Here is a 24470-nt window from a genome sequence, read left to right as displayed (position 1 = left end):
GGCTAGCTTTGCTTTGCCGCATAGAAAGGAGTATGCATGAGCGTATCGGAAATCCGACCGATTGCCATTGAAGATGAGCTTAAAAACTCATATCTCGATTATGCAATGAGTGTAATTGTTTCACGTGCATTACCTGATGTGAGAGACGGCCTGAAACCAGTTCACCGTCGTGTGCTCTATGCGATGCATGAGCTAGGTAACGATTATAATAAAGCTTATAAAAAGTCTGCTCGTGTGGTGGGTGATGTGATCGGTAAATATCACCCGCATGGTGATACTGCTGTTTACGATACCATTGTTCGTATGGCTCAGGATTTTAGTCTGCGTTATCTTTTGGTAGATGGTCAGGGTAACTTTGGTTCTGTCGATGGTGATAGCGCTGCTGCAATGCGTTATACCGAAGTTCGTATGACAAGACTAACTCATGAGTTATTAGCGGATCTTGAAAAAGATACGGTTGATTGGGTCGATAACTACGATGGTTCAGAGCGTATTCCCGATGTATTGCCAACACGTGTTCCTAATTTATTAATTAACGGTGCAGCAGGTATTGCGGTCGGTATGGCGACTAATATGGCGCCACACAATTTAAATGAAGTGATTCATGCTTGTCTGGCATATGCAGATAATCCGAATATTTCGATTGAAGGATTGATGGAACATATTACGGGGCCAGATTTTCCGACAGGTGGTATCATTTACGGTAAATCAGGTATTGTAGATGCTTACCGTACAGGTAAAGGCCGTTTACATATTCGTGGTAAATACCATTTTGAAGAAGATGAGAAAACAGGTCGTACGACGATTGTTTTCACAGAAATTCCCTATCAGGTCAACAAGGCACGTGTCATTGAACGTATTGCTGAATTGGTAAAAGAAAAGAAACTGGAAGGAATTTCTGAGCTGCGTGATGAGTCTGATAAAGACGGAATGCGGATTGCGATTGATTTAAAGCGCGGTGAAAATGCTGAAGTTATCGTCAATAATCTGTTCTTAAATACTCAACTCGAAAATTCGTTTAGCATCAATATGGTCTGTCTGGATAACGGACAGCCAAAATTGATGAATTTAAAAGATATTATTGCGGCCTTTATCCGACATCGTCAGGAAGTCGTGACTCGCCGTACCATGTTCGAATTGCGTAAAGCACGTGAGCGTGGTCATATTTTGGAAGGTCTAACTGTTGCCCTTGCCAATATTGATGAAATTATTGAAACCATCAAAACCTCTGCTAACCCTGCAGAAGCACGTGAGCGTTTACAAGCGGGTGAATGGGCGGGTGGTGGCGTAACAGCTTTACTTGAAAAAGCAGGTGCGATCTCAGTACGTCCTGATGAAATCGAAGGTGAAGATCCAAATCGACCATTTGGTTTGTCTGGTGATATTTATCGTTTGTCACCAACACAAGTTGCTGCGATTTTAGAGTTGCGTTTACATCGTTTAACGGGACTTGAACAAGATAAACTTCATGCAGAATATTCTGAGATTCTTGCGCAAATTGCTGAACTCACTGCTATTTTGAATGATTTTAATCTTTTGATGGGTGTTATTCGTGAAGAATTGGCTCAAATTCTTCAGCAATATGGTGATGCTCGTCGTACCGAAATTATTGAATCACGCGTAGATTTCTGCCGTGAAGATTTGATTCCAGAAGAACAGGTCGTATTGACTGTTTCTCAAACTGGTTATGCCAAAACGCAACCATTGTCTGACTACCAAGCACAGCGTCGTGGTGGTCGTGGTAAATCTGCAACCTCTATGAAAGATGACGATATTATTCGGCATCTTGTAGTGGCTTCAAACCATGCAACTGTGTTGTGCTTTACCAATGTGGGTAAAGTTTATCGCCTGAAAGTATTTGAAGTTCCTCAGGCTTCGCGTGGCGCTAAAGGTCGCCCAATGGTGAATTTGTTACCACTGGATGCCAACGAAACAATTACTGCAATTTTACCTTTGACAGAGTTCCTCGAAAATCACTACGTCTTTATGGCAACAGCTTCGGGCACAGTAAAACGAGTTGAACTTGAGCAGTTTGCCAATATTCGTTCAAATGGTTTACGTGCTATTGAACTGAATGACGAAGACACTTTGATTGGCGTTGCCATTACAGATGGTGAGCAGCAAATTATGTTGTTCTCTAATGAAGGTAAGGCGATTCGTTTTGCTGAAACCGATGTTCGTGCGATGGGACGAACTGCTAAAGGTGTACGTGGTATGCGCGTGACACTAGCCGCAACACTGGATGTGGAAGAATCAGACGTTGAAAATGATGATTCAGATGAAAGTGATGATTCAGATTCGAATGTAGTGAGTCGCATTGTATCGTTGGTGGTTGTGCCTGAAACTGGCGAAGTATTATGTGCTAGTGCTAATGGCTACGGTAAACGTACGCCAGTCGATGACTTCCCGACCAAAAAACGTGGTGGGAAAGGGGTCATTGCGATCAAGACTTCAGAGCGTAATGGTGAATTAATCAGTGCGGTTTCAATTGATGAAACGAAAGAACTTATGTTGATTTCTGATGGCGGTACTTTAGTGCGTACTCGTGCAGCTGAAGTCGCGACTACAGGTCGTAATGCACAAGGCGTTCGTTTGATTCGTTTAAGTGATGATGAAACACTCGTTGGTGTAGTTTCCATTGAAGCGGTAGAAGAAGATGATGAGATTCCGCAAGTGATTGAAACGGAATTATCTGAAACTCCACCTGAAGATGCTATCTCTCAAAATGACGATATCAGTGAAGAATAATTAATTTCCTGATTGTTATAATAAAAAAACCTGAGTTTTCGTACTCAGGTTTTTTTATTTTGAAACTGTCATATTTCATCTTTTTTACGGATTTGTCTTTTGCTTTAAATCCATCAAAATAGGGCAACAATCAGTTTCTGTCGATTTACATTCATCAATCCAACTGCTTAGGCGTTGCTTTAGACCCTGTAATTCTTGAATACGCAGATCAATTTTTTCAAGCCGTTGTTCAATGACGTGGCGAACTTGTTCGCGATCATCAAGTTGTAACTGAAGAAGTTCTTTAATCTCAGTCAGTTGTAATCCCGCATCTTTGGCTTTTTGTATAAAACTTAAAGTTTCTTTATCCTGATCATTATAATAACGATAATGATCAATTGTTTCAGGGGTACGCATGAGACCAATACGTTGATAATAACGAATCGTTTCGACATTTAAATTTGCTTGTTTGGCGAGTTTTCCAATGGTCAACATGTGTAATACCTCTTATCTGTATAAATAAAAAGCTTGACTCCGTACCTAGGTACAGAGTTTATCTTAACATAATCCTAAAAAAAATGAGAACATCACTATGACTGAGCAAAAGCAAACCTCATGTTGTTCTGAACCTACTGTACAGTCGAAATCAGTTGTTTTGATTGATCCTGTGTGTGGTATGAAGGTCTCGGAAGATAGTCAGTATTTTGTTGATTTGGATGACGTTCGTTATCTATTTTGTTCAGCCAGTTGTAAACAAAAGTTTGAGCAGAATCCTGAAAAATATTTGGATAAAAGCGCTGGATCTGAGACATCTAGTTGTTGTTCGGATCAAGTTGTAAAAACTAAACAGCCAGAAAAAAGTTGTTGTGATGAAAGTTTAGAAAATAAAACGATGGCATCAGGATGTGGATGTTCCAGTCAAAAACAGTCTAAAGCTGTTTCAAATTGCTGTGGCAATGATTCAAAGCAAATAGATCGAATGACGAAGGTGACTGAAACTCCAGAAATGGCATCATGCTGTGGGGAAAAAACCGTTGAAGCAATTATACCTCAAGCCAAAAGTTGTTGTGGTGGTGGACAGCATCAGCATGTTGATCAGGAAAACTCTCAAACGGAAATAGATCCAGTTTGTGGCATGAAAGTCAGTACAACAAGTCCCTTACATATAAATTATCAGCGTAAAGAATATTACTTCTGTAATCCTTCCTGCCTAGAAAAATTTAAAAACGATCCTGAAACCTATTTGATCCCGCCAGAGGAACGTCCAGTACCAGAAGGTGCAATGGATATTGATTATACCTGCCCAATGGATCCTGAAATTGTGCAAAAAGGCCCTGGAACCTGCCCGATTTGTGGGATGGCTTTGGAGCCTATGCAACCCACACTTGATGAAGGACCGAATCCTGAACTGGTCGATTTTAGTAAACGGTTCTGGACGACTTTGCCTTTAACTTTATTGGTGGTCGTATTAGCAATGGGTTCACATATTCATGCTTTTATTTCACCGCATATACAACCATGGATTGAATTGGTTTTAAGTATTCCTGTTGTTTTATGGGCAGGGTTGCCATTTTTGGAAAGATGCTGGATTTCCTATAAAACCCGTCATTTGAATATGTGGAGCCTGATTGGTGTCGGGGTGCTTGCAGCTTTTATATATAGTGTTATCGCGACTATTTTCCCATCCATGATTCCAATGGAAGCGAAAACAGGGCATGGCGTTGCAGTGTATTATGAAGCGGCTTGTATGATTGTCTCTCTGAGCTTACTTGGGCAAATCATGGAGCTTAAAGCACGAACACAGACGGCGGATTCTCTGAGAGCATTATTACGTTTACAACCGCATACTGCAAAACGTGTACGTAACGATGTGGTTGAAGAAGTGGATATCAGTCAGATTAAAGAAAATGATATTTTACAGATTTCTTCTGGTGAGCAAATTCCGTTAGATGGTGTCGTGACTGAAGGAAAGACTTATGTCGATGAATCGATGATGACTGGTGAACCTTTACCTGTAAAAAAACAAGCAGAAGACAAAGTGATTGGGGGAACGGTCAACCAGCAGGGGAGCATTCGTATTCAAACCACAGCGGTTGGAACGAATACGACATTATCAAAAATGATTCAGGCGGTAGCAGAAGCACAGCGTTCAAAAGCTCCATTGCAACGGATTGCTGATATTGCAGCCAAATACTTTGTAATGGCAGTACTTTCGATTAGCGTGATTACCTTTCTAGTGTGGATGTTATTTGGGCATGCTCAGTTTGATTTGGCCTTAATGTGTGCTGTGGCGGTCTTAATTATTGCTTGTCCTTGTGCATTAGGTCTGGCAACCCCAATGTCGGTCATGGCGACTACAGGCCGTGCTGCGCAAAAAGGAGTGTTATTTAAAGATGCCGAAGCAATTGAAGCATTGAGTAAAGTCAATGTTTTAATTATTGATAAAACAGGAACACTGACAGAAGGAAAACCCAGTTTAAAACACATTCAGTTATTAAATGAAACCCTCGAGCAAAAAACAGTTGAACTTTATATTGCTTCCATTGAGCAATATTCAACTCACCCTATTGCCCAAACCTTAACAAAACTTGTGAAGACAGAAGAATTATTAAAAGTAGATGATTTTGAGGACGTAACGGGCTTTGGGGTAAGGGGACTTGTGAATGGCCAAAGTTATTATATTGGTAGTCAGAAGCTCGTTGATCAGCTTGGATTAAAGCTAGATGCAGCTATTTCACATGAATTGGATCAACGACGTGAGCAAGGCGATGTCATTAGCTTCTTACTTGATGAAAATGCAGTCATTGCTTATATCGTGATTCATGATGCGATTAAAGAAAATGCTAAAGCTGTGATTGATCAATTACATCAAGATGGTATAGAAGTCATTATGGCAACAGGTGATCATGATAAAAATGCGCAAATGGTTGCGGGCCAATTAGGTATTGAACATGCCTATGGTGATTTAGATCCAAAACAAAAATTAGAGATTGTTAAACGTTATCAATCGCAGAACAAAACGGTTGCAATGGCGGGAGATGGTATTAACGATGCACCTGCACTGGCACAGGCAAATGTTGGTATTGCAATGGGTACTGGTACTGACATTGCCAAACAAACTGCTCAGATTACATTGGTAAAAGGTGATATACAGGGCGTAGCTCAAGCGGTGCATATGGCCAAACAAGGCGTAAAAAACATGAAACAGAATCTTGCATTTTCATTTATTTATAATGGATTAGGTGTGCCTGTTGCAGCAGGAATTTTTTATCCACTTACAGGCTGGTTATTAACTCCGATGTTTGCCGCAATTGCCATGTCACTAAGTTCACTTTCTGTCGTACTAAATGCTTTACGACTACGCAAGCTTTAATCATATTGAAAAACGGGAACCGTAATCTGGTTCCCGTTCTATTCGCTGGATTTAAGTTTTATTTGTGTTTATTTAAAAAGACCAAGTATTGCTGCGCGAGAATCTGATCAGCTTCCAGAATGGGCATATGACCTATACCTTTTAAAATCAAAGGTGATTCAGCATTTTTTAGTAAATCTTTTAATTCTTGAGCAGCTTCAACATTGATAATTTTATCCTTGTCTCCCCAAACAATATAAGTGGGTACATCAATAGACTTCGCGGCAATAGCAAAAGTCTCTGGTGTGTAAACCTTAGACATGGCAACCAATTGATCAACCATGCGCTGAGTACTTTTTGACTGAGAAATCATCAACTTTTCCTGCTCGGTTTTTAACTCAGTCGGAATAAAGGGTGGGGTAGCAGTGGCAAGCTGAAATAGTTTGTCAAAATCCCCTGGTTTTTTAACAACCAGCTCGCTTAATAAAGTCGGATTTTTCAAATAAGGTGTATTTGCTGTTTTAAATACACCTGCACTATCAACCAATAATAATGATTTTGTTTCGGTTGGATACTGTGCTGTATATAACAGCGCAATTGCACCACCCATACTATGTCCCGCTATATTGGTTTCTTTTTCAAAATGTCCAGCTTCAGCAAAACGTCTTAATTTTTCAGTTAAATTGGGAATAGATAAGTCAAAGTCATCGGCAACTTTGGTGTCGCCATGTGCAGGCAAATCTGGAATAATCACATGGTAGTCAGGCGTTAAATAACGTGCTACACGGTTCCAGTTATCCCGAGTACCCGCTAATCCATGAATGAGAATGATGGTGGGTTTTGAGGATTGACCCCCTTCACTGTAAACCCATTCGATTTCGCCTACTTTAAGTTTTTTGGTTTGTAATCCCGCCCATGCACGTTCTTGTTGTAGAATATTCTGAATATTAATGCTTGGGGCTGCCATTGTGCTACTGGAGTAGCAAGTGATTATTGTCGTTCCTAAAGTAAGGCTTAGCGCTAAGCATAGATGAGATAACGTCCGTTTCATTGTAATGTGCTCTAGTTTTATTCGTCCTGTCATGGGAGTCTATCTAAAAGCCTGACTTAAAACATTTGCAACAAATACAGCAACAAATAAATAAAAGCCAATACAGTGGAAACATTAAGAAGTTGTGGCATGACAAAGTATAAGACTGTTAGCTGCTTTTAACTTTTATAAAATTCGACTTTATTGTGTCATGAGTCAGTTGCTATTCCACATGTCATGCTTGTACTTTTGATTTTTGATGGAATTTATGTGTTTAAATTGACGTGGTTTTATTAAACCTTCTTTCAAATAGATCGATTTTCTTTATGAGTTTAATCTATATCACTAATATTTAATGTATTTGTATTTAAACTTTGTCTTGTCGGGTTAATCACATTAAAAGTTAAGAAGGAACGATATTGAATGATTTTTTGTCACTTTGATTTAATTTTAAACGTTTAGTCTTTTTATGCATTTTTTCTGATTAAAACTGTTTGACACGCTGCGGAAATCGCCCTAACATACGCCCACCTCTGAAACGTCCCTATCGTCTAGAGGCCTAGGACATCGCCCTTTCACGGCGGTAACCGGGGTTCGAATCCCCGTAGGGACGCCAATTTATTTATACTATTAAATATTACATAACTTATTATTTTCTCAGTTTCAGTTATTATCTTTTAGATCTCACATAATGTAATTCTTATTTATATGGAAATTTATTCTTTATTCTTTATTTTTTACTCGCGTTTAGGCTGAATCTTTATTCGGGTATTTTCATTTTAATAGGCGACATATCCTAGTTACCATGAATACTCACAACTTATTTTCGTATAGATATAGAACATTGAACACCAAAATTAAAACAAAGTCATGGATACAGCGAGATTGATGTAAAAATAATGAGTTAAAAAAGGAATTTATTGTCTTAAACAAATTCCCCGAAGAATTATTTGCCTCAAAGTCTTTTTTTGAATTATTGCATTGAGTTTAAAATTATTAAAAAGTTAAATTGATCAATTACCTCGATAAGTAGAATAGCCATAAGGACTCATAAGTAGAGGAATATGATAGTGATCGACAGTTCCATCAATAACAAAAACGACAGGAACTTCAGGAAAGAAAGAACGCTGATTGTGTTCACGAAACCAATCGCCCGTTTTAAAAGTCACTCTGTAAATACCCTTATCTATAGCTTTATCGCTAGGATAAAGTGCAGTGATTCGCCCATTTTCATCGGTCTTTGCCTGATTAATCTGAACCCATTTTTCACCTTGTTGCGCTTCAAGTACAACATTTATATCTGACGAAGGTAGACCATTTTCTAAATTGAGTACATGTACGCTTAAAGGATTTTGGGCAAATGTAAGCGTCGTCGCTGCTAGACTTAAAGCAAAAAAAATTGTTTTATACACAGGATTTTTAACCATAATTAAACGATGAATTTTATTCTATGGCTTTGTCTTAATAATTTTGATAGAAAATATGTAAAATTAAATCAAAAAAATGTATGAATAGCTATTGAAATAACTGGCTTTGGCCTCATATAAGGGGTGTATTGATGTCTAACGGTTTATTCAAGCTAAAAAAATAACAAACTTAACGCATCAGGGCTGTGAAGATGTGTCCCTATTATTTTCTGGCGAAATGTCGTTATCACTGGATATTACGTTGACTGAAATGCAATGAGAGTCGATACTCTCAGGGTTTTATTTAAGCAAATCGGTTCGTAGGAGAGGGTCACAAGCTCGTTCCTCACAACTCAATCCAAAGCAGGAGATATATATGGCTGGTGGAAAGTCAACAATCATTTACACACTGACCGATGAGGCGCCACTATTAGCGACCTACTCACTGCTTCCAATCATTGAGACTTTTACCAAGCCAGCTGGCATTGAGATTGATAAAAGCGATATCTCTGTGTCTGCACGCGTACTCGCAGAGTTCTCTGAATATTTAAAAGATGAGCAGAAAGTACCCAACAATCTTGCAGAGCTTGGTCGTCTTACACAAGATCCTGATACCAACATTATTAAATTGCCAAATATCAGTGCTTCAGTTGCTCAGTTAACAGCATGCATCAAAGAATTGCAGTCAAAAGGATTCGCAATTCCAGATTATCCTGAAAATCCTGCGAATGAAGAAGAAAAGGCACTTAAAGTACGTTATGGTAAATGCTTGGGTTCAGCAGTAAACCCGGTTTTACGTGAAGGTAATTCTGACCGCCGTGCGCCTGCTGCGGTAAAAAACTATGCCAAAAAACATCCTCATTCGATGAGTGAATGGAAACAGTGGTCTCAAACTCACGTTTCACATATGGAAGAAGGTGACTTCTATCATGGTGAAAAATCATTGACACTTGATCGTGCGCGTAAAGTGAAAATGGAGTTGATTACCAAGAGTGGTGAAAACATCGTGCTTAAGCCAGAAGTTGCTTTGCAAGATGGGGAAATCATTGACTCTATGTTTATGAGCAAAAAAGCACTTTGTGACTTTTATGAGAAACAACTCGAAGACTGTCGTGAAGCGGGTATTTTGTTCTCGTTACATGTTAAAGCGACAATGATGAAGGTTTCACACCCGATTGTATTTGGTCACTGTGTTAAAATTTACTATAAAGATGCATTTGAAAAACACGGTAAATTATTTGACGAGTTAGGCATTAACGTCAATAACGGTATGGCAGGTCTTTACGAAAAAATTGAAACATTGCCGACGTCATTACGCGAAGAAATTATTGAAGATTTACACGCATGTCAGGAACATCGTCCTGCATTAGCAATGGTAGATTCAGCTAAAGGTATTACTAACTTCCATTCGCCAAACGACATTATCGTTGACGCTTCTATGCCTGCAATGATCCGTGCTGGTGGTAAAATGTGGGGTGCTGACGGTAAACAGTACGATGCTAAAGCGGTAATGCCAGAATCGACCTTTGCACGTATTTATCAAGAAATGATTAATTTCTGTAAATGGCATGGTAACTTTGACCCGCGTACAATGGGAACTGTGCCAAACGTGGGTTTGATGGCACAAAAAGCGGAAGAATACGGTTCTCACGACAAAACTTTTGAAATTCCAGAAGCTGGTATTGCCAATATTACGGATATTGAAACGGGCGAAGTATTGCTTTCTCAAAATGTTGAGGAAGGCGATATCTGGCGTATGTGTCAGGTCAAAGATGCACCGATTCGTGATTGGGTAAAACTTGCGGTAACACGTGCACGTAACTCTGGTATGCCTGCAATTTTCTGGCTTGATCCATACCGTCCACACGAAAACGAATTGATCAAAAAAGTTGAGAAATACTTGAAAGATCACGACACGGCTGGACTTGATATCGAGATCATGTCACAAGTCCGTGCAATGCGTTATACGCTTGAGCGTGTGGCACGTGGTTTAGATACTATTTCTGTGACGGGTAATATCTTACGGGATTACCTGACCGACTTGTTCCCAATTATGGAACTTGGAACTTCTGCGAAAATGCTTTCTATCGTTCCGTTAATGGCGGGCGGTGGGATGTATGAAACAGGTGCAGGTGGTTCAGCACCAAAACACGTACAACAGTTAGTTGAAGAAAATCACTTACGTTGGGATTCTTTGGGTGAATTCCTTGCTCTCGCGGTTTCTCTTGAAGAGCTTGGTATTAAGGAAAATAACGAACGAGCTAAGCTACTGGCGAAAACCTTAGATCAAGCGACGGGTAATTTACTAGATAATGGTAAATCACCATCACGTCGTACTGGCGAGATTGATAACCGTGGTAGCCATTTCTATTTGGCATTATATTGGGCTCAAGCACTTGCTACTCAAAATGAAGATGCTGAGTTAAAAGCGAAGTTTGCACCTCTTGCCAAAGCCTTGGCCGACAACGAAGCTAAGATCGTTGCAGAACTTGCAGAAGTTCAAGGTAAACCTGCTGATATCGGTGGTTACTATGCAGTAGATCCAGCGAAAGTGAATGCAGTGATGCGTCCAAGTTCGACATTAAATGCTGCGCTTGAAACGATTTAAGTCAAAACAATATTGGTAATTCTACTAATGCTGTAAAAAAAAACCGATGCAAACGCATCGGTTTTTTTATGCCACAGTATTTTGTGTGATGATATAAAAAAAAGCCCACTTTTGTGAGCTATAAGAATTTTCTAAATCTTAACGGCCATTACGGTTACGGCCACGTGGTGCTTTGGTGTTTGGACGAGTGGTACCATTCGTTTTACGACGCGGCTTCTCATTTTCATCCATTTGCCAGATGCGTTTGGTTCCTGACTTTTTCTTATTCGGGTCTTTTTTATCCCCTTCAGGTTTCTTATGCTGTATAGGTTTTCCACCTGTGCCCCCTGGTTTTTTTACATAAGAACGTGAGCGATACGGTTTATCCTCTGGCACACCTTTAAAGTCAGGATAAAGTAAGGGTTCAATTTCAGCTTGTTCCCCAGGTTGCAGACCCAACCGGACTAAATCAATAGAACCAATTTTGGTGCGAATCAAGCGTAAAGTTGGAAAACCAACGGTTGCAGTCATACGCCTTACTTGACGATTACGACCTTCACAAATCGAAATTTCAACCCATGAGGTTGGAATACTGGCGCGATAACGTACAGGTGGATTACGTTCCCAAAGCCACTCTGGTTCTGAAACTTTTATCGCTGTAGCGGGTAAGGTTAAACCGTCAGCAAGTTCAACACCTTTACGTAATTGTTGTAATGCTTCTTCTGTAATATCGCCATCCAACTGAACCAGATAGGTTTTATATTTTTTATTACTCGGATGGGTAATAAATTGATTTAATCCCCCATGATCGGTCAGAAACATAAGGCCTTCCGAATCTAAATCCAAACGTCCTGCGATGCGTAAATCAGGATCATTGATAAAACTCGAAACAGTCAAATGCGCACTGTCTTCACGAAACTGAGACAAGACATCAAATGGTTTGTTGAATACAACTATTTTCATATAAATAAACTACTTGGGGTTATAGTCATAACCGTTAATAAAAGGTTTTTATTTAATGGAAAAATGTAGTTATTCATCCTTTAAATCTCAAAAAAACCTATGTTGGATTAGACTATCAATGATTAAAAAATAAATTTGAGAGTATGTCCTCTAGGGCATACCTTCTATTCGCCAGCTACATAAAGGAGAACCTGCACAATGGGTTATCAAAAGATCGTGGTTCCTGCGGATGGTGACAAAATTACAGTCAACGCGGATTTGTCACTCAATGTTCCCAACCATCCGATCATTCCTTTCATTGAGGGTGACGGTATTGGTGTGGATATTACACCAGCAATGAAGGCAGTGGTAGATGCTGCTGTGCTAAAAGCGTATGGTGGCAAACGTTCGATCGAATGGATGGAAGTATACTGCGGCGAGAAAGCAAATACCATTTATGGTACGTATATGCCAGAAGAAACTTTTGAAGCATTGCGTGAATATGTGGTGTCAATTAAAGGTCCACTTACTACGCCGGTCGGTGGTGGTATTCGTTCACTCAATGTTGCTTTACGTCAGGAGTTGGATTTATATGTTTGTATCCGTCCAGTTCGGTGGTTTAAGGGAGTGCCTAGTCCAGTTCAGCATCCTGAACAAACCAATATGGTGATTTTTAGGGAAAATTCAGAGGATATCTATGCGGGTATTGAATGGAAGGCAGATTCACCTGAAGCCAAAAAAATGATTAAATTTCTTGAAGAAGAAATGGGAGTTACCAAAATCCGTTTTCCTGAAAGTTGCGGTATTGGGGTTAAACCTGTTTCTAAAGAAGGGTCACAGCGTTTAGTACGTAAGGCGATTCAGTTTGCTATTGATAACGACAAGCCGAATGTCACTTTAGTACATAAAGGCAATATCATGAAATATACCGAAGGGGCCTTTAAAGAATGGGGGTATGAACTGGCAATTGAACGTTTTGGCGGTAAACTGATTGATGATGGCCCATGGGTCAAAATTAAAAATCCTAAAAATGGAAAAGATATTATTATTAAAGACGTAATTGCAGATGCTTTCTTACAGCAAATTTTGCTGCGTCCTACGGATTATTCTGTCATTGCGACATTGAATTTAAATGGTGACTATATTTCTGATGCACTGGCGGCAGAAGTAGGCGGTATTGGTATTGCGCCTGGGGCAAATATTGGGGGCGCAATTGCGGTCTATGAAGCAACACATGGCACAGCGCCTAAATACGCAGGGCAGGACAAGGTTAATCCAGGTTCGATTATTCTTTCTGCGGAAATGATGCTACGTGATATGGGGTGGATAGAAGCTGCAGATTTGATTATTCGAGGGATTTCGGGTGCAATTGCAGCCAAGACCGTAACTTATGACTTTGAGCGTTTAATGCAGGGCGCTACTTTATTACGCTGTTCTGAGTTTGGCCAAGCCATCATTCAACATATGGATGAATAAGTGGGAGAACCTCTCGTGTATGAGAGGTTTATTTTTATCCTCGCAGTTTGTTAAAATTTTGATAAATCATCAGGTTGCCTAATCAATTTATTTAACGTAATCATTTATGATTAAAAATAATAAATATAGACGTTATTGTCTGATCAATTAAATAAAGAGGGGCTGGTTTAATGGCTTATATCTATGCTCCAATATTACTCACGAATTCTATCAATTTTCAGGTGTCTGTATGAACTGGCCCTTACTGATCAATATTATTCTTTTTATTGGGCTACTTATTTTGCTTGCTCAGACCCGAAAGACCCAGTGGAGTCTGGCTAAAAAAGTGCTGAGTGGTTTACTACTTGGAGTACTTTTTGGATTAGGTTTACAACTGGTATATGGTGAATCTAGTTCGATTATTGCCGAGTCAATGCAATGGTTTAATATTGTCGGTAATGGCTACGTAAAGCTATTGCAAATGGTCGTGATGCCTTTGGTTTTCATTTCTATTTTAGGGGCTGTTGCGAAACTTCATAATGCCAGTTCATTAGGTAAAATCAGTTTTTATACAATTGGAATTTTACTGTTTACTACCGCAATAGCAGCTTTTGTTGGGGTTTGTGTTACTCATTTATTTGGCTTAACTGCTGAAGGATTGGTACAAGGAACCCAAGAAACTGCACGTTTAACTGCATTGCACAGTGACTATATGGGTAAGGTGACAGATTTAAATGTACCGCAATTATTATTGTCATTTATCCCAACCAATCCATTTGCAGATTTAACTGGAGCAAACCCAACATCCATCATTAGTGTTGTTATTTTTGCTGCCTTTTTAGGGGTTGCTGCATTAAAGCTTTTGAAAGATGATGAAGAAAAAGGTCAGCGTATTTTACGCGGGATTGAATCTCTACAAGGCTGGATCATGAAGCTTGTGCGTTTGGTCATGACATTAACTCCCTATGGTGTGTTTGCACTCATGACCAAAGTTGTTGCAGGTTCCAACATGGCTGACATTTTAAAGCTAGGTGGCTTTCTAATCGCATCTTATATTGGCCTCATGATTATGTTTGCGGTTCATGCGTTGTTATTATCGCTTTCGGGCATCAATCCGTTACGATTCTTTAAAAAAGTTTGGCCCGTTTTGACTTTCGCATTTACCAGTCGTTCTAGTGCGGCCAGTATTCCTTTGAGCATTGAAGCACAAACACGCCGTTTGGGTATACCAGAATCTATTGCCAGTTTTTCAGCATCCTTTGGGGCCACGATTGGTCAAAATGGTTGTGCAGGCTTATACCCAGCCATGCTTGCAGTTATGGTTGCGCCAACTTTAGGAATTAACACATTTGATCCTTTATGGATCGCCACACTGGTATTTATTGTGACTTTAAGCTCGGTCGGTGTTGCTGGTGTCGGCGGCGGAGCAACCTTTGCTGCACTTATTGTTTTGCCAGCGATGGGTTTGCCAGTGACTTTGGTTGCCTTGTTAATTTCAATTGAACCTTTGATTGATATGGGCCGTACCGCATTGAATGTAAATGGTTCCATGACCGCTGGAACCATTACGAGTCAGTTAATGCATCAGACTGACAAGAACATTTTACAAAGTGATGATGATCCAGAACTCAGCCATGGTTAAAATGATCCTTGGCGAAAGCACGATTTAAGTTATTTAAAGTGGAATAAATCGCTAGAAAGCGTTAAGCTTATTTTCATGTCGTCATGATAATAATAGCGATATATTTCCATTTTAATAAACCAATAGCCTTCAGTATTTATGAAAGTTTTTCCGTCTTCTGAATACACACAGATTTTTCGTTACTCAGCTTACTGGGCGGTTGCTTCTGTGCTGATCGGAGTGATCTCGGGATTATGTTCAAGTCTTATTTTTGTTTGTTTTGATTTAGCCAATCAGACTCGAATTGCTTACCCATGGCTGGTTTATTTTCTACCTTTTATTGGCCTGTTTATGGGCTATCTATTTTATTATTATGGAACGCCTATCGAAAAAGGAACGCATTTGCTGATTGATGAAATTCATCATCCAAGAGCATTTATTCCTAAACGAATGACGCCTTTGATTTTTTTTAGTGCGATTCTAACCCAAATTTTTGGGGGATCTGCTGGACGGGAAGCGCCTGCGGTACAGCTTTCTGGTGCATTGACCGATCATATGACCCAGATGTTTAAAGTACCCGGTGATAATCGCAAGATTTTTTTAATTGCCAGTATCGGTTCAGGTTTTGCGGCTATTTTCGGGTTGCCTCTAGCAGGGGCAATTTATGGCCTAGAAATTACCTCTCTTGGTAAATTACGTTATTCCGCTGTATTTCCTTGCTTTGTCTCAGCGCTTGTGGCGTCACAGATTCCTGAACTCTTTCATATCAGTCATCCGCATCAGTATTATGTAGTTTCCAGTTTTCCTGAACTCAGCTTGACCACGATTGCAAGTTTGATTGTCGCAGGTTTACTATTTGGTTTTATTGCTCGCCTTTTTATTGTTTCTATTTTATTTGTGAGCAAACAGCTGAATCAGCGTATTCGTTTTATGCCACTTAGACCCATGGTTGGTGGTATTTTAATTATGCTCATGACCATTATTGTGGGTCATCAGAAATTTAATGGCCTAGGTATCGGCAGTATTATCTCGTCATTTTATCTTGAGCTGCCTGTAACTGATTTTTTAGGCAAATTAATTTTTACAGCCACTACCTTAGGTTCAGGTTTTAAAGGCGGTGAAATTACCCCATTGTTCTTTGTCGGTACAACCTTTGGAAATGCATTAGGTCAATTTTTACCTTTGCCTATTTCATTGCTTGCGGGTTTAGGTTTAGTGAGCTTATTTGCTGGAGCGAGTAAAGCTCCTTTGACGTCCATTGTTTTGGCGATTGAATTATTTGGTGTGGATATTGCGCAATATGCTGTAATTACCTGTTTGCTGGCTTATCTTTTTTCAGGAAATTGTGGCTTATATACCCATCAGAATCTTAAATTGCGTGATGAAGATTAAAAAAGGTGTGACATTCATTGCATCGGTTTAGTCCGATTATTTGTAAGTTGCAAGTTGATACAGTTGGGCTCTCGTTTCAAAACTTAACTATAAAAAACTTCATGATTCTCATAGTATAGCTGCGTTCAAATAATTCATATTGCTCAATTATTTTTTTGGAATTTTTATGTTAATGCGGTTTAAACAACTTACTATTTCATTGTGTTTTCTTGGCTTGAGTGCAAGTGCTTGGTCACAAACCGTATTGGTTAAAAGTGAAAAGAATATCGAAGAATATAAACTTGATAATGGTTTTCGGGTGGTACTTGCGCCAAACAATAAAGAAAATAAAGTCTTTGTAAATACTATTTATTTTACGGGTTCTTTGAATGATCCGAAAGGTAAGGGTGGACTTGCGCATTTGTTGGAACATTTGGCATTTAAAGGTACTCAGGATGTCAAAGGAGATGAGTTTCAACGTCGACTCGATCAATACACCCTCATGACCAATGCCAGTACGGAATATTATTCTACGCGTTATACCAACATTGTCCGCCCAGAACCGCAAGCTTTAAATGAAATTCTGTATTTAGAATCTCAGCGCATGGACAAATTAGTATTACAAGAAAAATTTGTACCATCTGAAATTGAAATCGTTAAACGTGAGCGCGAAATCCGTATGGATCAGCCATTTTCAGTGCTGATGGATCAAATGTTTAAAGCGGCCTATGGCAATCAATATCTAGGTCGCTTGCCTATAGGCGATTTACCAGAACTTAAATCCATACAGCTCAATGAGGTGAATAAGTTTTATCGGACATGGTATGCACCGAACAATGCAGTGATGGTCATTTCAGGAAAGTTTGATAAAGCAGAAGTATTGAAGAATATTGATAAAAACTTTAGCCCAATTCCTGCTCGTACTATTCCTGCCAGTGTACAAGTGCCAAAACTTGATTCTAGCAAAATCAATCCACGTAGCTTTCTTGTACAAAAGGGAAGTGATTTGGCCAAGTTTCATATTTATATGAATGGACAAAATCAGAAAATCCAGCCTGCATTAGCACTTTCACCATTACTTTACACGATGCAACCAAGTGGTCATTTATATCAAGGTTTGGTTGAAACAGGTTTAAGTACTGCGGTTCAGTCAACCACATGGCTAGATCAGGATTTTAATTTGGTCTTTTTGGGCGCGATTTATGCACCAAACAATGATGAGAAAAAGGTCGAATCTACACTTATTTCTCAGGTAGAAAATGGCAAGGCTTTTAACGACACTGAATTAAAAAGAGTTAAAACTCTGATGCAAAATCAGGCTGATCTGATTATGAATGATTCAACCGCTCTAGGTTCGCGTCTAAGTGATTATATTGTGTCATCTAAAGGGAATTGGGGACAATATTTCAATAATTTGGACGCCGTACAAAAGCTAAATGTGAGTGAAGTCAACCAAACTTTAAACCAGTTTTTAACACCTGAACATCGTATTTCTGGTGATATTAAACCGACGCCAGAAGAACAGAAAAAAGCACTTGAGCAAAAAAAGCAGCAGGAAAAACCGAAAACGTTAGATCAGCAATCCACTGCTGAAGAGCCATTAAAAGATGCCAGTGTGTATAAGCAGGAAGTCAGTCAATATGTAAAATCCTCGGCAGATTATTTACAAAATACTGAGAAAAAGATTCAACGTGGCACACTTAAAAATGGAATGCAATATGCGTTGTTTCCTACTCAAACTCGAGATGATCGTGTGTATGCAACGATTACACTAGACTTTGGTACGGAAAAATCACTATTTGATAAAGGGACTGTTCTGGATTTAACTTCTTATTTGTTACTACGTGGTTCAGATAAATATAGTTTACAGGATGTGGCTGATAAATCGATTGAAGCGGGCGGTGCTGCAACAGCAACCAGTTCGGATAATGGGATGACCATTAATATTCAGGCACGTAAAGATAAGTTTGAGGAATTTTTTAAATTTGTTATTGAGGTGATGAAGCATCCAAGCTTTGAACAAAGCCAGTTTGATTTAATCAAGTCACAAAGTCTTGCCAGTCTTGATCGTCCATATACTGAACCTGAAACAGTAGCTGCATTAAATTTGGCAAGATTAATCGAAATTTATCAACCGGGTGATTTACGTTATCACTTTGAGCCTGAATTTGCCAAGAAACAGTTGAATCAAGCGACTCAGATGCAAGTCAAACAGCTGTATGATCAGTTTTTTGCCATGAATCATGCTCAAATTGCGATCACAGGTGATTATGATGCGAAGAAAATGCAAACCTTTATTGCTCAGTCATTTGGTTCTTGGACAAGTGCGCAACCCTACCAAAAGATTTTATCGGTAGATACAGATTATCCTGCCCAAAAAGTGCATGCATTGTCTGAACAGCGGGAATTTGGTAATTATCAAAGTATTTTGACATTCCCTGTTGGTGTAGATCATCCGGATGCGCCTGCACTCATTGTTTTCACTAATATTTTGGGACAATCACAACTTTCTTCGCGTCTAGGACAAGAGCTTCGTGAAAAAAATGCGCTTGTTTATGGATTTGGTAGTGATTTGCAACTGGATAGCGACACCAATGTCGGCGCATTGACTATTGAAGCGAACTATACTGCAGGGCGAGGGGAGCAAGTTTCTCAAACTGTGCATCATGTCTTAAAAAAGCTATTACAGACTGGGATAACTGAACAAGAACTTGAATCTGCTAAAGCTGATATTTTGAAAAAACGAGTTACTACACTTGAAGATGAGCGCAGTATTCACCGTATGCTCAATAGTCAACTGGAGCGTGGTAAGAATATGCTGGATCGTGGTCAACGTGACCGTGATATTGCCAAACTTAGCAAGGCAGATGTTGATGCTGTGATTAAGAAATATATTAAACTCGATCACTTTGTCGAGGTGATGGCAGATCAATACGGTCAAGTCACTAAAAAATAATAAAATGAGTGTTCTACCAGCTAAAGACTGTTTCGGCAGTCTTTTTTACGAGTCTTGATTTGACTATTCAATAAAAAAAAGTCTATGTTAATATTTTCGAAATTTTAAAGATAAAAAATAAAGGTTAAATATGTCTAATAAAATCAAAAAACTGGTAGTGGTTGTCTCTTTAATGACTTTATTGACCAGTCCAATGATAGTTTTCGCCTATAATGAAACACGTTCAATGCGTAGTCAAAATGGCAGTCTAGTCTATATTGGCGACAGTTATATCAATTTGATGCAAAAAATGCAGCAGGCACCCGTTTCACAGCGCAGTTATGAATGGGAAGAAAATCGAAAAAAATTAAACGCTGTGGATTATATCTATTTGATAGATAACACCTATTATACAGTCACTGTAGTTAATAATACGGTGAAGAAAATTGTCTGGGATCGCAAGATTTAATTGCTAAGTTTTATATACTAAAAATGAAAAAGCCCTAAAGGGCTTTCTTTAATGATCATGATCGTGTTTATGAGTATGAAATTCTTCGTTTTCACGAAAGCGTAAATAGTTATCAAACTGTTCGCAATACTCATCATAATTATCTTCAAGCATCATTTGAAACTGTTGTAACACGTAAGACATAACTTGCTCTTTTGCATCACGCATCTCATTGCCATCTTTAAAATTATTTGCTGCAACCCATGTGTTAAAACGTGCTGTACCAAATAACATGGCTGCACTCACTTGACCTCGAACGGCTTCAGGATCAGGCTTTTCCCCCTTTTTTGGGCGGCAAAACTCATTGGCAAGTTTAATAAAATCATCAGCGCGCTCAAAAAAAACTGCATTTAAAGCTTCTTCTTCAGTGATATCGGTGGCATCAATTTTTTGAGACATAGCTTTTTCCAACACAAACGAATGCACTATTATACGTTAAAGCCTTGCATAAACTAAACCTTTGATCTACTCTCAAAATAGCCTAAGTAAATTTAAAGCAGGTACTATCTATGCAAGATGTCATTGCTATACAGCGTTTAAAAACTGATATTGCTATATTGCGCCAGCATCATTGGCCCCCTGAAAACTTGAACCATGTTGAAGGTTTGCCAATTTATTATGGATTACAAACTGAAGTTGAACACTATTATCGCCAATGGAATGAACTGATTGAAAGGGCGAAAGTACTTTTTCAGCCTTTTATGCAGGATGAAGCATTGGATGCTATTCATTTACCTAGTCATTTGAATTTACCACTTTTCTTCTTTCATGTTGATCGTATTCGGATTAACAAAACTCGGGCAAAAGAATCTAAAACATTTAGAGGTATTGCCAGCTTAATTGAAAAATGTGGCCAATTTGACACAGATCAAATTTTTGCCCTACAACAATGGCTAGAAACTGATGAAACTGCCGCTTTAGTTGCCCATCGTGAATTTATTGATTTAAGAACGTATGTGTTTCAACATGGACAAAGCGACTATACTCGAACTCGGTTTTATGTAAATGGTATTATTTTAGGAGTCGAGCTAGATTTTAAATTGATAGATGCACGTGAGAAACCACGAAAGCAACGCAGTGATAGTTATCACGACCCAATCGCTGACAACGGCGTCTGGAAAATATTTGGTAAAAATCGTTAATTCATACAATAATATTTGATTGTAAAATTCTTCAGACTTTTTTGCTTACCAAAACACTTCAATATCGGCAAATTTTATTAACTCTTGTTCGGATTCCAATAAAAGTTGTTCCTGTTTCGCTTTACTCCAACCTACAGCAAACCAGAATTCAGGTTGTGCTTGAGCCGATTCAATAAAAACACGCTCAGTAATGTGTAGATCGTTATAAAAACCCAATTTTTCCTGAACGACTTGAAGTTGATTCAGATATTTTTTTACTGACTTTTCATCATATAAACTTGCAACAAATTCAATGCAATAGCGTAAACGCTTACATTGTTTACGGGTACGATGTCTTTCTTCAATTTCAAGCTGAGTAAAATGGTCTGCATCCTGAATAATTTTTTTGTGTAAGTGATTCAGTGAGTTCTTAATTTTCTTTTTTAATTTGGAACATTCTTTTTGATGCGATTGTTCATGGTAGCTAAATGCCAAGAGTTGCAGTAATAAACATACTATTTCTGCCTTTTGAAAAAGCAGATGTGTTTGATCATCAATCGTGGCTGATTCAGGTAAAGCTGAAAAAGGTGCATCTGCCTTTAATAACTCAGGAAAGATTTCATCACGTATCACATCTAAATCACGTGTTGTACCCAAAGCTTGAAAAATCTGTGCGAGCTGCTTTTCCCATTGAGGATCAATATCATCTGACCATGACTTAAAGCTTTTAAAAATACTGCGTATACGTCGAATTGCAACACGTGCCTGATGTATATGTTCAGGATTGGCAACGTTATCTGCAATCACTGCGGCATTAGGTAATAGTTGCTGTAACGCATTCCCAATCATTTTACGAATAGCAACATCAGTTGAATCATTTTTATTTAAAATCAATGTCTTTGCTTTAACCGCAGGTGAGGCTTTTTGATGAATGGATAATAAATTTCCTCGTTCTGCTTTACTTCGGACATCCAGCCACAGTTGATATTTTTTGACCCAATCTTGTGTAAAGAAAATGAGTTGTTCTGGGGAGCCTTGTTTTAATTCAAATTCAACTTCACAAATCTTTTCTGATTGCTCGGCAGTGGAAACGGTACCATCATCCAGACAGACCTCTATCTCAGTTTCATTGAAGCTCAAAAGTCGAAAGGTGCGTTGTACATCTGTCTTAAATTGCAGTATCAACTGATCATGTTGTGTACCTAGAACCTGATTTAATAAATTTTTGACAATTTTATTTTCTGAAAACAGATCAAGGTTTAATTCGGGTTCGACCTTACACTGTCCTAAATGAACTTCATTTTCAATACGTTCCAGATGGCTTTTACCTGAAGCTTTAAACGTTTGTACCCAATGATCACCTTCTTGGCGCAAGCGAATAGCCATATGGTTTTGCGCAAGTAATCGATCAGGCGTGTCATAGTATTTGGCTTGTAAGCGAATTTTCTGGGCAGTGTTTGTCTTCAGTGCTTGTAATACACTTTTTTTCTTACCCTCAGGAAGCTGAAATTTTAGTTCAATTTCGACCATGAGCTGACTCCCAAAACTTCTTTAGATTTTAAGGATTTAATTTTGCTTAAGCATACCACTAAAAACGTACCAATGATGACGTGATTTACCGATGATTGGTTCGCCTTATATGTATTTGATTTGTTGTTAAATATTCAATTAATCCTTTCTAATTTGAATTAAAACGAGCTTTTTAAAAATTTAAGTTTCAGGTAAAGTGATGAATAAATAGTCTCAGGATGACGACCATGAATGCGCCAGTCAAATTTCAAAAAAAATCCGCCAGCGATCATAAAATTCAATTACCTATTAAGAATTATCAAGAATTTTATCATTTCTATCTGACGGAACATCGAAATATACTTAGCCGTCGATTACACATTGCAGGTAGCGGTGTAGGGCTTTATTTTTTAAGTAAAGCAGTTCGAAAGCGCAAACCAAAGTATGTAGCATATGGGTTACTTTCAGGCTATGCGTGTGCTTGGGTTGGACATTTTATTTTTGAAAAAAATAAACCTGCAAGTTTTAAACAGCCACTTTATAGCTTCATTTCGGATTGGAAAATGTTTTCAGATGTGGTTCGGGGAAGAATCAGTTTAAAAGATCGTAAGTTCGATAAAATTCGCAGTTAATTTATTTTTCTAAAATTATAACCCGATGGAGTTTTGCAGTAATTACAAAGATATCCCTACATGATAAATCTTTTAAAGATGGAATTTTTATTAGTATTAAATTAAAGCATTGTTAGTTGTTAATTTTAAAAAATGACAATGGCAAGTTGTAATTGATTATTACTTGCCTTTTAAATGTATAAAATTTAACAAAGTAGTTTTATTTTTATAAAAATAATTATAATAAAATTCATACAATTATAAAAAATGAACTTACTAAGTTATAAATCTGTATTGATCTTTTAAGTATTTATTCTAATAATTGTTGGACAATAAGGTTTGGAAGCCTTAGACCTTATCGTATATACGACAAATTGATAGGATTTCCCATGAGAAAATTAACAACAGCACTCCTACCAGTAGCACTATTGGCTACAAGCTTTGCAACGCACGCAGCTACTTCAGACGGTAAAACTTTTAGTGTTTCTGCTGGCTGGTTACATATTATGCCTCAAGGCGAAAAACAGGGTGTATACGGTCAAAATAATTTAACTCAAACTCCAGTTAATGATCCTCATGCCGGTTTTGAAATTGATGATGCAGATACTGGCGCAGTACTTTTTGATTACTATGTAAATGATAATGTATCTTTAGAACTTGTTGCTGGTGTGCCACCTAAAATGGAAATTTTAGGTAAAGGTAGTATTTTAGGCGGGGCTGTTGATCTTTCTAAAGTAGGAAAAGTGGGTGAAGTAGATGCTTATACCCCTGTTCTTCTTGGTAAATATCAATTTGGTACAGTAAATAGCAAATTTCGTCCATTTGTAGGTGCAGGTATCATGTATGCACATTTTGATGGTTTTGAACTTGAATCGACTGTAAATCCTGCTTTAAATGCAGCTGTAGGTGGTGGACAGTTAGGACTATCTGCAACGAATGTAAGTATTGATGATGCTATCGCTCCTGTAGCTACTATTGGCGCAGACTATAACTTTAATAAAGACTGGTTTGCGACAGCTTCGGTAACTTATGCTCACTTAAAGACTAAAGCGACTTTAGATATTAATTCATCTACTTTAAACAGTACACTTATTAAAGGTGAAACGGATATTGAGATTAATCCGATTGTAACTTTTGTTGGTTTGGGCTATAGATTCTAAATTTTATCTCATATCGAAATAAAAAAGACCTCGATTAATCGAGGTCTTTTTTATGGAAAATATAAATATTAAAACAAGCTTAAAAATAATATTATTTAATTATCATTTTTTGTTATATTGAATGCCAATTTTATT

17 protein-coding genes and 1 tRNA gene are annotated in these 24470 nt (G+C 38.3%); 12 read left to right on the top strand and 6 right to left on the bottom strand.

Annotated features, from left to right (window positions below; genetic code table 11):
• Nucleotides 1-36 precede the first annotated feature (36 nt).
• Entirely contained in the window at nucleotides 37-2748 is a 2712-nt protein-coding gene (gyrA, locus tag IAE19_RS07685; RefSeq protein ID WP_200460359.1) for a DNA gyrase subunit A, read from the top strand.
• Nucleotides 2749-2832: 84 nt separating this feature from the next.
• Here the strand turns inward: gyrA and IAE19_RS07680 are convergent, their stop codons facing one another.
• Nucleotides 2833-3222 carry a MerR family transcriptional regulator gene (locus tag IAE19_RS07680; RefSeq protein WP_200460358.1) on the bottom strand — a complete coding sequence of 130 codons (390 nt, stop codon included), beginning with the start codon at nucleotides 3220-3222 and terminating at the stop codon, nucleotides 2833-2835.
• Between the two features lie 97 nt (nucleotides 3223-3319).
• Here IAE19_RS07680 and IAE19_RS07675 point away from each other — a divergent pair, with 97 nt between their 5' ends.
• Nucleotides 3320-6100, top strand: coding sequence for a heavy metal translocating P-type ATPase (locus IAE19_RS07675; RefSeq protein WP_200460357.1), 2781 nt, complete (start codon nucleotides 3320-3322; stop codon nucleotides 6098-6100).
• A 58-nt stretch (nucleotides 6101-6158) separates the two neighbouring features.
• Here the strand turns inward: IAE19_RS07675 and IAE19_RS07670 are convergent, their stop codons facing one another.
• Nucleotides 6159-7130, bottom strand: coding sequence for an alpha/beta fold hydrolase (locus tag IAE19_RS07670; RefSeq protein ID WP_200460356.1), 972 nt, complete (start codon nucleotides 7128-7130; stop codon nucleotides 6159-6161).
• A gap of 519 nt (nucleotides 7131-7649) precedes the next feature.
• On the opposite strand from IAE19_RS07670, the gene IAE19_RS07665 reads away from it, so the two are divergent.
• Nucleotides 7650-7725: transfer RNA gene (locus tag IAE19_RS07665), tRNA-Glu, on the top strand.
• 397 nt (nucleotides 7726-8122) lie between these two features.
• On the opposite strand, the gene uraH is transcribed toward IAE19_RS07665, so the two are convergent.
• The gene (uraH, locus tag IAE19_RS07660) at nucleotides 8123-8536 is read right to left on the bottom strand and encodes a hydroxyisourate hydrolase (RefSeq protein WP_200460355.1); all 414 of its coding nucleotides are present in this window, start codon (nucleotides 8534-8536) and stop codon (nucleotides 8123-8125) included.
• A gap of 355 nt (nucleotides 8537-8891) precedes the next feature.
• On the opposite strand from uraH, the gene IAE19_RS07655 reads away from it, so the two are divergent.
• Nucleotides 8892-11123 (top strand): NADP-dependent isocitrate dehydrogenase, encoded by a 2232-nt coding sequence (locus tag IAE19_RS07655; RefSeq protein ID WP_200460354.1) that lies wholly within the window; start codon nucleotides 8892-8894, stop codon nucleotides 11121-11123.
• A gap of 138 nt (nucleotides 11124-11261) precedes the next feature.
• Here the strand turns inward: IAE19_RS07655 and IAE19_RS07650 are convergent, their stop codons facing one another.
• Nucleotides 11262-12065 carry an rRNA large subunit pseudouridine synthase E gene (locus IAE19_RS07650; protein ID WP_200460353.1) on the bottom strand — a complete coding sequence of 268 codons (804 nt, stop codon included), beginning with the start codon at nucleotides 12063-12065 and terminating at the stop codon, nucleotides 11262-11264.
• Nucleotides 12066-12263: 198 nt separating this feature from the next.
• On the opposite strand from IAE19_RS07650, the gene icd reads away from it, so the two are divergent.
• The 5 genes from icd (at nucleotide 12264) to IAE19_RS07625 (ending at nucleotide 19895) form a co-directional block, all read left to right on the top strand.
• A complete protein-coding gene (gene icd / locus IAE19_RS07645; protein ID WP_200460352.1) occupies nucleotides 12264-13520 on the top strand; it encodes an NADP-dependent isocitrate dehydrogenase in 1257 nt (418 codons plus the stop codon).
• 229 nt (nucleotides 13521-13749) lie between these two features.
• Nucleotides 13750-15141, top strand: coding sequence for an L-cystine transporter (locus IAE19_RS07640; RefSeq protein WP_200460351.1), 1392 nt, complete (start codon nucleotides 13750-13752; stop codon nucleotides 15139-15141).
• A gap of 138 nt (nucleotides 15142-15279) precedes the next feature.
• The gene (locus tag IAE19_RS07635) at nucleotides 15280-16512 is read left to right on the top strand and encodes a voltage-gated chloride channel family protein (protein WP_200460350.1); all 1233 of its coding nucleotides are present in this window, start codon (nucleotides 15280-15282) and stop codon (nucleotides 16510-16512) included.
• A 166-nt stretch (nucleotides 16513-16678) separates the two neighbouring features.
• Nucleotides 16679-19447, top strand: coding sequence for a M16 family metallopeptidase (locus tag IAE19_RS07630; protein ID WP_200460349.1), 2769 nt, complete (start codon nucleotides 16679-16681; stop codon nucleotides 19445-19447).
• Between the two features lie 130 nt (nucleotides 19448-19577).
• Nucleotides 19578-19895 (top strand): hypothetical protein, encoded by a 318-nt coding sequence (locus tag IAE19_RS07625; RefSeq protein WP_200460348.1) that lies wholly within the window; start codon nucleotides 19578-19580, stop codon nucleotides 19893-19895.
• A 48-nt stretch (nucleotides 19896-19943) separates the two neighbouring features.
• Here the strand turns inward: IAE19_RS07625 and IAE19_RS07620 are convergent, their stop codons facing one another.
• On the bottom strand, nucleotides 19944-20333 hold the full coding sequence (locus IAE19_RS07620; protein ID WP_200460347.1) for a DUF3144 domain-containing protein: 390 nt from the start codon (nucleotides 20331-20333) through the stop codon (nucleotides 19944-19946).
• A 110-nt stretch (nucleotides 20334-20443) separates the two neighbouring features.
• Between IAE19_RS07620 and IAE19_RS07615 the strand changes: the two genes are divergently transcribed.
• Nucleotides 20444-21076 carry a hypothetical protein gene (locus IAE19_RS07615; protein ID WP_200460346.1) on the top strand — a complete coding sequence of 211 codons (633 nt, stop codon included), beginning with the start codon at nucleotides 20444-20446 and terminating at the stop codon, nucleotides 21074-21076.
• 45 nt (nucleotides 21077-21121) lie between these two features.
• Here the strand turns inward: IAE19_RS07615 and IAE19_RS07610 are convergent, their stop codons facing one another.
• Nucleotides 21122-22585, bottom strand: coding sequence for a CYTH and CHAD domain-containing protein (locus tag IAE19_RS07610; protein ID WP_200460345.1), 1464 nt, complete (start codon nucleotides 22583-22585; stop codon nucleotides 21122-21124).
• A gap of 227 nt (nucleotides 22586-22812) precedes the next feature.
• Between IAE19_RS07610 and IAE19_RS07605 the strand changes: the two genes are divergently transcribed.
• Nucleotides 22813-23196, top strand: a complete 384-nt coding sequence (locus IAE19_RS07605) for a DUF962 domain-containing protein (protein ID WP_200460344.1) — start codon at nucleotides 22813-22815, stop codon at nucleotides 23194-23196.
• Between the two features lie 368 nt (nucleotides 23197-23564).
• Nucleotides 23565-24335 carry an OmpW/AlkL family protein gene (locus IAE19_RS07600; protein ID WP_200460343.1) on the top strand — a complete coding sequence of 257 codons (771 nt, stop codon included), beginning with the start codon at nucleotides 23565-23567 and terminating at the stop codon, nucleotides 24333-24335.
• Nucleotides 24336-24470: the final 135 nt, after the last annotated feature.

The sequence above is a fragment of the Acinetobacter sp. S40 genome, assembly GCF_016624705.1.
In the GTDB taxonomy this organism is placed as follows: Bacteria; Pseudomonadota; Gammaproteobacteria; order Pseudomonadales; family Moraxellaceae; genus Acinetobacter.
The sequence above is the reverse complement of the archived record's forward strand: the minus strand, read 5'-3'. Positions and strand labels throughout refer to the sequence as shown.

Bases quoted from the DNA above. Each gene is read 5' to 3' on its own strand.
- IAE19_RS07675 (WP_200460357.1), top strand. From the start codon at position 3,320: ATGACTGAGCAAAAGCAAACCTCATGTTGTTCTGAACCTACTGTACAG.
- IAE19_RS07615 (WP_200460346.1), top strand. From the start codon at position 20,444: ATGCAAGATGTCATTGCTATACAGCGTTTAAAAACTGATATTGCTATA.
- IAE19_RS07670 (WP_200460356.1), bottom strand. From the start codon at position 7,130: ATGAAACGGACGTTATCTCATCTATGCTTAGCGCTAAGCCTTACTTTA.
- IAE19_RS07640 (WP_200460351.1), top strand. From the start codon at position 13,750: ATGAACTGGCCCTTACTGATCAATATTATTCTTTTTATTGGGCTACTT.
- icd (WP_200460352.1), top strand. From the start codon at position 12,264: ATGGGTTATCAAAAGATCGTGGTTCCTGCGGATGGTGACAAAATTACA.
- IAE19_RS07655 (WP_200460354.1), top strand. From the start codon at position 8,892: ATGGCTGGTGGAAAGTCAACAATCATTTACACACTGACCGATGAGGCG.
- IAE19_RS07630 (WP_200460349.1), top strand. From the start codon at position 16,679: ATGTTAATGCGGTTTAAACAACTTACTATTTCATTGTGTTTTCTTGGC.
- IAE19_RS07680 (WP_200460358.1), bottom strand. From the start codon at position 3,222: ATGTTGACCATTGGAAAACTCGCCAAACAAGCAAATTTAAATGTCGAA.
- IAE19_RS07650 (WP_200460353.1), bottom strand. From the start codon at position 12,065: ATGAAAATAGTTGTATTCAACAAACCATTTGATGTCTTGTCTCAGTTT.
- IAE19_RS07605 (WP_200460344.1), top strand. From the start codon at position 22,813: ATGAATGCGCCAGTCAAATTTCAAAAAAAATCCGCCAGCGATCATAAA.
- IAE19_RS07625 (WP_200460348.1), top strand. From the start codon at position 19,578: ATGTCTAATAAAATCAAAAAACTGGTAGTGGTTGTCTCTTTAATGACT.
- gyrA (WP_200460359.1), top strand. From the start codon at position 37: ATGAGCGTATCGGAAATCCGACCGATTGCCATTGAAGATGAGCTTAAA.
- IAE19_RS07610 (WP_200460345.1), bottom strand. From the start codon at position 22,585: ATGGTCGAAATTGAACTAAAATTTCAGCTTCCTGAGGGTAAGAAAAAA.
- IAE19_RS07620 (WP_200460347.1), bottom strand. From the start codon at position 20,333: ATGTCTCAAAAAATTGATGCCACCGATATCACTGAAGAAGAAGCTTTA.
- IAE19_RS07635 (WP_200460350.1), top strand. From the start codon at position 15,280: ATGAAAGTTTTTCCGTCTTCTGAATACACACAGATTTTTCGTTACTCA.
- IAE19_RS07600 (WP_200460343.1), top strand. From the start codon at position 23,565: ATGAGAAAATTAACAACAGCACTCCTACCAGTAGCACTATTGGCTACA.
- uraH (WP_200460355.1), bottom strand. From the start codon at position 8,536: ATGGTTAAAAATCCTGTGTATAAAACAATTTTTTTTGCTTTAAGTCTA.